Source organism: Antarcticimicrobium luteum (assembly GCF_004358185.1).
In the GTDB taxonomy this organism is placed as follows: domain Bacteria; phylum Pseudomonadota; class Alphaproteobacteria; order Rhodobacterales; family Rhodobacteraceae; genus Antarcticimicrobium; species Antarcticimicrobium luteum.
In genome coordinates this window covers 23,298-30,871 of sequence record NZ_SMUV01000037.1, presented here as the reverse complement: position 1 = coordinate 30,871, position 7,574 = coordinate 23,298, and the positions used below count along the sequence as shown (strand labels likewise).

Below are 7,574 nucleotides of genomic sequence, written 5' to 3'. Positions count from 1 at the left end.
GGGTAACGGCAAGATTGACCGCGCCGCGATCCGGACGCGCGGCGCGACGACGGCGGGCGCGGCGTGACGGCGCCGGGCGGCGCGACGGCGGCCCGGACCCGGCGCCGCCTCAGACGTGCTTGCGTCCGCCCGCGTCCAGGAACCATTCGTCGGGATAGGGATACCACCACTCGTGCCGCACCGGCCGGTGATCGAGGATGACCATCTTGGAGCGGCGGAAGGTATCCAGCCCGACCCGCCCCAGTTCCCGCCCGAGGCCGGAGTTCTTCCACCCGCCGAACGGCAGCGCGTCATTGTCGATCATCGGGTTGTTCACCCAGACCATCCCCGCCTCCAACCGCTCTGCGGCCTCATGCGCCTCGGCCAGATCGGTGGTGAAGATGGACGCGCCGAGGCCAAAGCTGCTGTCGTTTGCCATCGCCAGCGCGGTGTCGAAATCCGGCACCCGGACGATCGCGGCGACGGGGCCGAACACCTCTTCGGTCAGGATGTCCATTCCGGCCGTGCAGCCGGTCAGGATCGTCGGCTCATAGAAATAGCCCGGCGCATCGCTCTGGGGACGGCGCCCGCCGCAGGCGACGGTCGCGCCCTTGCCGACCGCATCCGCCACCAGCCGCTCGACCTTCTCCAGGGCGGGCCTGCTGACCAGCGGACCAATCTCGGATTTCTCCAGCCCGTTGCCGATGCGCAGCCGCTGTGTCTCCGCCACGAAGGCCGCGACAAAGGCATCGTGCACGCTGTCCACCACATACATCCGCTCGGTCGAGGTGCAGACCTGCCCGGACATGTGAAACGCGCCGGTCACCGCCCCGGCGGCGGCGATGTCAATCGGCGCATGGGCCGTGATGATCATCGGGTCCGACCCGCCCGCCTCGATCACCGCCGGTTTCATCCGCGCGGCGGCATCGGCGGCCACCGCCTTGCCCGCCGCGACCGATCCGGTAAAGGCGACGGCGTGGGTGCGCTCGCTCTGGACCAGTGCGCGCCCCGTCGCCGCGCCGCCCGGCATACAGGCGATCAGACCTTCGGGCATCTCGTCGAACACCCGCATGAACTCCAGCGTCGACAGCGTCGTCGCCTCGGCCGGTTTGATCACACAGCCGTTGCCGGCGGCGAGCGAGGCCGCCACCGTCCAGCACATCAAAAGGATGGGAAAGTTGAACGGCATGATATGCGCCGAGACCCCATAGGGCTCGTAGCGCGCGTATTGCAGCGATCCCGCCTGTGTCGTGCCGGCGATCTTGCCGGCGTCATCGCGCGCCATCTCGGCGAAATAGCGAAAGACGGGCGCGCAATTGGCCACCTCCCCGATCGCCTCTGGATAAGGTTTGCCCATCTCCCGGCTCATCAGGATGGCGCAATCGGTCATATCCGCCGCCTCGATCCGGCTGGCCAGCCGGTGCAGATGCTGCGCCCGGGACTTGGCGTCCATCCGCGCCCAGCCCTTCTGGGCCGCATTCACCCGGGTCAGGATCTGGTCAAGCTCGCCGTCGGTCACCTCGGCGCGCAGTCCGACCTGCTCCAGCGTCGCGGGGTCGATCACCGCGTGCTGCGCCCCCCGGCTCAGGTGAAACTCGGGGGCCAGATAGTAGCGGGGAGAGATCGTTTCAGACATCGGGCGTTCCATTTCTCTGTTGCTCTGCCTGTGCCGCGATCCGCGCCCCTTCGGCGCGCCAGCCGGGCAGATCACGGCTCAGCAGGTCGGTGATTTCCGTCAGCCCCGCCGCGCCCAGCGCCGTTTCAAGCTGCCGCAGCACACGCGGCAGGAACCGCAGATAACGCGGTTTACCGTCGCGCTGGCTCAGGCGCAGGAAAACGCCGGCGATGCGGGTATGGCGCTGCGCGCCCAGCAGGGCATAGCGGGCACGAATTTCCTCTACCGCGCCAAGGTGCTGCGGCGCGTTGTCCATGTAGAGCGACAGCAGCTCGGCCTCCAGCCCCGGCGCCAGATCCCGCCGCGCGTCCTGCAGCAGCGAGACCAGATCGTATTCGCAGGCGCCGATCACCCCATCCTGATAATCCAGCAGCCCACAGCGCCGCACCCCGTCGCGGTCCGCCAGCACCATCAGGTTGTCGATATGAAAATCCCTCAGGATCAGCGTGTCGCGCCGCGCCGCCTGCGGCGCCAGCGCGGCGCGCCACAGCGCCCGGAACCGCGCCGCAAAGGCGCCGCCATCGAACCCCGGTCCGGCCACCGCCGGCGCGAACCATTGGGAAAACAGGTCGATCTCGGCAAGCTGCGTGTCCAGATCATAGCCCGGCTGCGACACCGCCGCCGCCCGCGCGTCGTGATGCAGATGCAGCAGCGCCGAGACCGCCAGCCGATAGAGCGCGCCCTCGTCCGCCCCCCCGGCCAGACAGGTGGAATAGGTGCCACCGCCGAAATCCTCGACCAGCGCCAGCCCGGTCGAGGGGTCGGCGCCATGCACACGGGGCGCCGAAAGGCCCAGCGCCAGCAGATGCCGAGACAGCCGCAGATAGGCGGCAAAGCCCACCGGGTCGCTGCGGTCCTCCATCAGAAGCAGCCCCTTGCCCGGCAGCCGGAAATACCGCCGCGCCGAGGCGTCGCCGGCCAGCGGCTCCAGCGGCTGCCCGGCATGGCCGTGGCGCGCCAGAAAGCTCGCGATCGGCGGCGCGATGGCTGAAGCCGGCCGCGCCTGAATGTCGGTGCCGGCGCCGGTCATCGGATCATATAGACCTTCTTGACCGTCTCATGCACCGTGCAGACGCCCTTCCAGTCCTGCGGGAAAAAGGCGGCGGTGTCGGGCGTGATCTCGATCACCTCGCCGCTCTCGTGGACATAGGTGCAGCGCCCTTCGAGGAAATGGCAGAATTCGTCGCGGGTGACGTGGCAGTCCCATTTGCCCGGGGTGCAGATCCACAGACCACATTCGCTCTCGCCCTCCGGCCCCTTGTAGAGCAGCTTGCCCGAGGTATGGGAGGTGCCCTCGATCATGGTGGGGATCACGCCCCAGTCCACCACATCGGTGATCTCGAGCGGGTTGTGCATCACGGGTGTCTTCACTTGGTGTCCCTTCAGGCCAGCATATAGATATTGCGGATGGTTTGCCGGATCTCGGCCTCGCCCCGCCAGCCGGCAGGGAAGAGGACGCAGGTTCCCGGCGTCACCTCGATCACCTCGTCGCTGCCGTCGCGCCGGTAAAACGCGTGCCCGGCCACGAAATGACAGAATTCGTCGCGCGGCACCGACAGCCGCCAGCGCCCGGGGGTACAGACCCAGATGCCGGTTTCGGGCGAATTGCCCGGCCCCTTGTGGAGCAGCCGCCCGGTCGAGTGGGACTGCCCCTCGATCATGTCCGGCTGCGGCCCCCAATCGACCAGATCATCGTATGTCCCGGCCGCGTGGATATGGGGCGCCGACATGGTGGTGAGGTTGCTCACGCCGCCCCCTCCGCCAGATCGACAAGCAGTTGCGCGGCCTTTTCCTGACCGTTCTGCGCCTGCATGTGCGCCGACGTGGCGGCAAGCCGCGCCGCCATCGCCGTATCGGTCAGGCAGGCCTCGATCTTTGCGATCATCTCCTCGTCGGTCCACTCATAGCGGTCCGAGCGGAAACCGTGCCCGGTCTCCTGCACCCGCATCGCGTTGTCGTGGCCATCCCAGACATAGGGCATGATGATCGCCGGCTTGCCGAAATAGAGGCACTCGGTGAACGAGTTGTTGCCGCCGTGGTGGATCACCGCATCGACCTGCGGGATGACCGAGGGCTGCGGATACCAGCTGTCGATGATCACATTGCCCGGAATGTCGTCATACTGATCCTTGTAGTCGCCGACATTGACCAGCGCGCGATAGCGGGTCTTGCCCACCAGCGCGATCAGCCGCTTGAGCAGATCGGTATCGCCAGCGCCGAGCGAGCCGAAGGAAATGTACAAAAGCGGCCCGTCGTTGTTCATCTCGAACTCGGGCACCTGATAGGGCTCGTCCTGGCGCACGCAGCCTTCCAGATACTGGAACCGGGCCGGGTCCAGCGGCACGGCGCGCTCATAGATGACCGGCTCGGGATACAGCAGCAGGTTCAGATAGGGCGAGGCCTCAAAGAACTGCCCCAGCGGATAGGGGTCCTCGCCGTTCGCCTGCAGGAATGCGTTGAAATCCTCGTGAATCGGCCCGATCACCTCGTTGAATTTGGCGCGGAACGCCGCATGACCCGCCTTGTCGCCGACGGCCATGCCGGACAGGTGCGGCGGGATCGCCTCGTCCTCGATCTCGTTTTCCGAGCAGGAGATGATGCGCACCCAGGGTACGCCGAATTGCTTGATCGCCGGGAACAGGATCACGTTGTCGACCGAAATCACGTCGGGCTTGATCCGCGCCAGGATGCCGGGCAGATCCTTTTCGGCCCATTTCGCGCTGTCCACGATCGCCTCCCAGCATTCCTTGACGTAATTGTCGATCTGATCGATCGGCGCCTTGCGGAAATTGGGGATATGACCGTTGATGAAATCCTCCCAGAACTTGGCCATCTGCTCGGGCGGCATCGGCTCGGACAGGCTGACCGGATGCGCCTCGAAGCCGTAGCCCTGATAAACCTCGACAAATCCGGGATCCGAGAGGAACACCGCCTTGTGTCCCCTGCGTTCCACCGCCTGGGCGATCCCCACAGAATTCAGCGCGGGGCCAAAGGCCGCCTCGGGGAAAAAGGCAAAGGTCTTTTGTTCCATCGTGATCTCCTCTGTTGTGGCGGGGCCGTTTCGTCGGCCCGATCCTTGCGTCTTGTCTTGTCCGTGTTCAGGCGGGAAACACCCGCGTGTCCCTGGCCGACCAGCCGACCGTGACCTCGTCGCCGATGGACAGCGGCCGCCCCTCGGCGGCGTCGGCGGTCAGGCGCACCATCACCGGCTGCGGCGACAGCGGCGTCGTCAGGTGCAGTTGCAGGTCCAGCCCGTGATAGGCCATCGCGCCGATGGTGCCGGTCAGGCTGTTGTCGGCGCCCGATTGCCCCAGGTGCAGCCGCTCCGGCCGCACCGCCGCGACGGCCTCCGCCCCCTCGGCCAGCCCCTCCGGCAGATCGGCGGCAATCGGCACCCCGGTTTGCGCCAGCAGCACGCCGCCGCCGACCCGCGCCGGCAGGAAGTTCATCACCCCGATGAAATCCGCGGCAAATCGGCTTTGCGGGGTTTCGTAGATCTCGCGCGGAGAGCCGCATTGCAGCAGCCGCCCGTCCCTCAGGATGGCGATGCGATCGGCCATCACCAGCGCCTCCTCCTGATCGTGGGTCACGACGACAAAGGTGATGCCGAACTCGTGCTGGATGCGCTTGAGTTCCAGCTGCATCTCGCCGCGCAGCTTCTTGTCGAGCGCGCCCAGCGGCTCGTCGAGCAGCAGCAGACGCGGCCGTTTCACCAGCGCCCGGGCCAGCGCGACCCGCTGCCGCTGCCCGCCCGACAGCTGATCGGGCTTGCGCCCGGCAAGTTGCGACAGCTGGATGACGCCCAGCATCTCCTCGACCCGCGCGGCGATCTCGCGCCGCGGCAGCCGCTCCATCTCCAGCCCATAGGCGATGTTCTGCGCCACCGTCATATGCGGAAACAGCGCATAGGACTGGAACATCAGGTTCACCGGCCGCCGGTTCGGCGGGATCGCCGAGACGTCCTTGCCGTCCAGATAGATCGCCCCGCCGGTCGGTACCTCGAACCCGGCCAGCATCCGCAACAGCGTCGTCTTGCCACTGCCCGAGGCGCCGAGAAGCGCGAAAAACTCGTTCTCGCGGATATCGAGGCTGACATTGTCGACCGCCTTCAGCGTGCCGAAATGCTTGTCGATATTGGAAATAGACAACAGCGGCTGGGTCATTGTCCCGGCAGTCCTCCGCGATTGAGCCGTTGCGACAGGGCGAGCGCGGCGACCGAGACCGTCATCACGATGACCGCGAGCGCGTTGATTTCAGGGGTGACGCCGAACCGGATCATGGCAAAGATCTGCATCGGCAGGGTGATCGACTCGCGCCCCGCCCCGGCGGTGAAAAAGGCGATGATGAACTCGTCCACCGACAGCGTGAAGGCCAGCAGCGCGCCGGCGATCACCGCCGGCAGCATCCCCGGCAGCACCACCCGCCACAGCGTCACCACGGTCGAGGCGCCCAGATCCTGCGAGGCCTCGACAATCGACCAGTCGAATGTCTTGAGCCGCGCCCGCACCACCGAACAGACAAAGGCCAGGTTGAACACCACATGGCTGACGATGATCGTGTGCAGCCCCAGCGTCACGTTGAGCAGCGAGAAGAAGCTGAGCAGCGCGATCGCCAGCACGATGTCGGGGATGATCATCGGCGCAAAGATGATGGTTTCAAGGAACCGCCCCTTGCGGCGCCGGATCTCGACCCCGACCGCCAGCAGCGTGCCCAGCACCGTCGCAAGCAGCGTCGAGACGGTTGCCACCACAAGGGTGTTGAAGGCCGCGCGCATGATCTCGCCGTTGCGGGCCAGCTCGCCGTACCATTTGACCGAAAACCCGGTCCAGGCGGTCGGCAGCCCGCCCTCGTTGAAGGACAGCGCGAAAAGCACCGAGATCGGCACATAGAGGAACGCGAAGACCACCGAGAGGATCAGCAGCATCAGGCGTTTGTCCGGGCCGCCGTGCATCCTAGGTCTCCTGCCTGCGGGCGCCGGAGGCGCGTTCGGTGGCAAAGGTCTGCAGCGTCAGAAGCCCCATCATGATGGCGATCAGCACCATCGACAGCGCCGCCCCGAAGGGCCAGTCGTTCGCCGTCAGGAACTGCGCATAGACAAGATTTCCGATCATCTGGAACTGGCCGCCCCCCAGCAGCGCGGGGGTGACGAAATTGCCGATCGACAGCACGAAGACAAAGACAAAGCCGGTGGCGATCCCCGGCACCGTCACCGGCAGGACCACCCGGCGGAAGGTGGTCCAGCCCGAGGCGCCCAGATCGCGCGAGGCCTCGGACATCTCGGGATTGAGCCGCGACAGCGGCGCATAGCAGGCCAGGATCACGAAGGGCAGGTAGTTGTAGACCAGCCCGACCACCACCGCGCTTTCGGTATAAAGCAGCTTGGGCAGCTCGCCGTCATACCCCAGTCCATGGGCCACGGCCGCGATCAGCCCCTCGCGGTTCAGCAGCACGATCCAGGCATAGGTGCGCACCAGATAGTTCGACCAGAACGGCAGCACCGCGAAGAACAGCAGCATCGGCTGCCGCCGCCGCGGCATCGCCGCGATGGCATAGGCGGCGGCATAGCCCAGGATCACCGCCAGCACCGCCGCAAGGCCGGCGATGCCCGCCGATTTCAGAAAGATGCGGGCATAGAGCGGGTCGAACACCAGCGCGATGTTCTCCAGCGTAAAGGTATATTCGATGCCGCCGTAGATGCCGCGCCGGAAGAAGGCCAGCGCCAGGACGAGCAAACAGGGGATCACCATGAAGCCGGTCAGCCAGGCCAGGGCCGGCGACATCAGGTAGAGCGGTTTGCGGTCGGTCATTGCGATACTCTGCGCGCGCCCACATCGGGCAGGCCCGGATGCGGCGGCGCGGTTTGCTGTCATTGGATCGGCCCGGCCCGGCGGATCGTCCGCCGGGCCGAAACCCGCTACCC

Annotated in this window: 8 protein-coding genes; all 8 read right to left on the bottom strand. The window is 66.5% G+C overall.

The window, feature by feature from the left end; genetic code table 11:
- Positions 1–109 precede the first annotated feature (109 nt).
- The gene (locus E1832_RS01705) at positions 110–1,615 is read right to left on the bottom strand and encodes an aldehyde dehydrogenase family protein (protein WP_133358009.1); all 1,506 of its coding nucleotides are present in this window, start codon (positions 1,613–1,615) and stop codon (positions 110–112) included.
- Entirely contained in the window at positions 1,608–2,684 is a 1,077-nt protein-coding gene (locus E1832_RS01700; protein WP_133358008.1) for an aminoglycoside phosphotransferase family protein, read from the bottom strand. Before E1832_RS01700 ends, E1832_RS01705 begins: the two co-directional genes overlap by 8 nt.
- A complete protein-coding gene (locus E1832_RS01695; protein WP_133358007.1) occupies positions 2,681–3,025 on the bottom strand; it encodes a cupin domain-containing protein in 345 nt (114 codons plus the stop codon). The genes E1832_RS01700 and E1832_RS01695 overlap by 4 nt, the downstream gene beginning before the upstream one ends.
- Before the next feature lie 11 nt (positions 3,026–3,036).
- Positions 3,037–3,402, bottom strand: coding sequence for a cupin domain-containing protein (locus E1832_RS01690; RefSeq protein ID WP_245513749.1), 366 nt, complete (start codon positions 3,400–3,402; stop codon positions 3,037–3,039).
- Complete coding sequence (locus tag E1832_RS01685) at positions 3,399–4,685, bottom strand: nucleotide disphospho-sugar-binding domain-containing protein (protein ID WP_133358006.1); 1,287 nt, start codon at positions 4,683–4,685, stop codon at positions 3,399–3,401. The genes E1832_RS01690 and E1832_RS01685 overlap by 4 nt, the downstream gene beginning before the upstream one ends.
- A 67-nt stretch (positions 4,686–4,752) precedes the next feature.
- Positions 4,753–5,817: an ABC transporter ATP-binding protein gene (locus E1832_RS01680; protein ID WP_133358005.1), complete on the bottom strand. Its 1,065-nt coding sequence runs from the start codon at positions 5,815–5,817 to the stop codon at positions 4,753–4,755.
- Complete coding sequence (locus tag E1832_RS01675) at positions 5,814–6,605, bottom strand: ABC transporter permease (RefSeq protein ID WP_133358004.1); 792 nt, start codon at positions 6,603–6,605, stop codon at positions 5,814–5,816. Before E1832_RS01675 ends, E1832_RS01680 begins: the two co-directional genes overlap by 4 nt.
- A gap of 1 nt (position 6,606) precedes the next feature.
- Positions 6,607–7,461 carry an ABC transporter permease gene (locus tag E1832_RS01670; RefSeq protein ID WP_206020980.1) on the bottom strand — a complete coding sequence of 285 codons (855 nt, stop codon included), beginning with the start codon at positions 7,459–7,461 and terminating at the stop codon, positions 6,607–6,609.
- Positions 7,462–7,574: the final 113 nt, after the last annotated feature.